1 protein-coding gene and 1 tRNA gene are annotated in these 1,190 nt (G+C 31.7%); one reads left to right on the forward strand and one right to left on the reverse strand.

Annotated elements, in window-relative coordinates:
- The first annotated feature begins 9 nt into the window (after positions 1 to 9).
- Positions 10 to 94, forward strand: a tRNA-Ser gene (locus tag H4K33_RS16290).
- An 84-nt stretch (positions 95 to 178) separates the two neighbouring features.
- Here the strand turns inward: H4K33_RS16290 and H4K33_RS16295 are convergent.
- On the reverse strand, positions 179 to 1,018 hold the full coding sequence (locus H4K33_RS16295) for a tyrosine-type recombinase/integrase (RefSeq protein ID WP_006260881.1): 840 nt from the start codon (positions 1,016 to 1,018) through the stop codon (positions 179 to 181).
- Positions 1,019 to 1,190 lie beyond the last annotated feature (172 nt).

A 1,190-nucleotide genomic window follows, 5' to 3' on the forward strand; every position in this document is an offset into this window, starting at 1 on the left:
CAGACTACTGGAGAAATGGCAGAGTGGTCGATTGCGGCAGTCTTGAAAACTGTTGACTGTAACAGGTCCGGGGGTTCGAATCCCTCTTTCTCCGCAATAAACACTGATACTTAATCAGTTAAAGCATAAACACCCAATTTTACACCCAAAAATGTAAAGTTGGGTTTTTTAATTTAGGTTACAAAAAATCTAATGGACTTGGTGTCGATTTCTTATCTACATCTGTAATATGAGTGTAAATCATGGTTGTTCTAATATCACTATGCCCTAATAATTCTTGTACAACCCGAATGTCAATTCCGCTTTTTATTAAATGTGTGGCGTATGAATGACGCAAAGTATGCACACTGCCTTTTGTTACAATATTGGCTTTTTTCATTGACTTTTTCAAAACTAACTGAACACTTCTTTCGCTGTATTGCTCATCATTAGTTCCTTCAAATAAAAATATTTTGGGTTTATATTCAATATAATATTCTCGCAACAAACTTAATAACTTATCAGGTAAAGCTACTAGCCTATCTTTATTCCCTTTGCTTTGTTGTATTAATAGTAAATTACTGTCGGATTTTACATCGGTTAGTTTAAGATTTATTAACTCACTTAAGCGTAATCCACAACTGTAAATAGTGGTAAGAATTGCTTTATGCTTTAAATTTTCTGTAGCATTTAATATTTTTCTCACTTCTTCTTGAGAAAAGAAAGTAGGCAGTTGGGTTGATTTTCGTTTAGGATATAAATAATTTAACTCTATCGATTGATTATTGACCAACTCATAAATCTTCTTAATTGCCCCAACTAAAGAGCGTTGATAAGATGCACTAATATTGTCTTGAAATACTTTTTCATTAATAAAACCCTCTATTTCAGCAATAGGTATTTCGTTGAGCGTACGATATTTATTCATATACTCTAAGAATATTTGTGCATAACCACAATACGATTTTATGGTATTATTGGCGTAGCGTTGCACTTGCAATCGGTCGTGTAAGGTTTTTAATATTGTTTCGCTATCCATACTTAAATAAATCTAATTTAACCTATTTTGTTTCGCTATCCACAAAAAATAACTTACTAAGTATCTAATTTACAAAAAAAGTAATTATATTAGCAACAGATTTTACGAAATGCGCATATAGGTGTTATTTTACGAAACTACACCGTGTTTTATTTCGTGAAATAACAATGTT

The sequence above is a fragment of the Myroides sp. WP-1 genome (assembly GCF_014145635.1).
Taxonomy (GTDB): Bacteria; Bacteroidota; Bacteroidia; order Flavobacteriales; family Flavobacteriaceae; genus Flavobacterium.

What these genes read in the sequence shown, in the direction of transcription:
- H4K33_RS16295 (WP_006260881.1), bottom strand. Translation starts at nt 1,018, where the DNA reads ATGGATAGCGAAACAATATTAAAAACCTTACACGACCGATTGCAAGTG.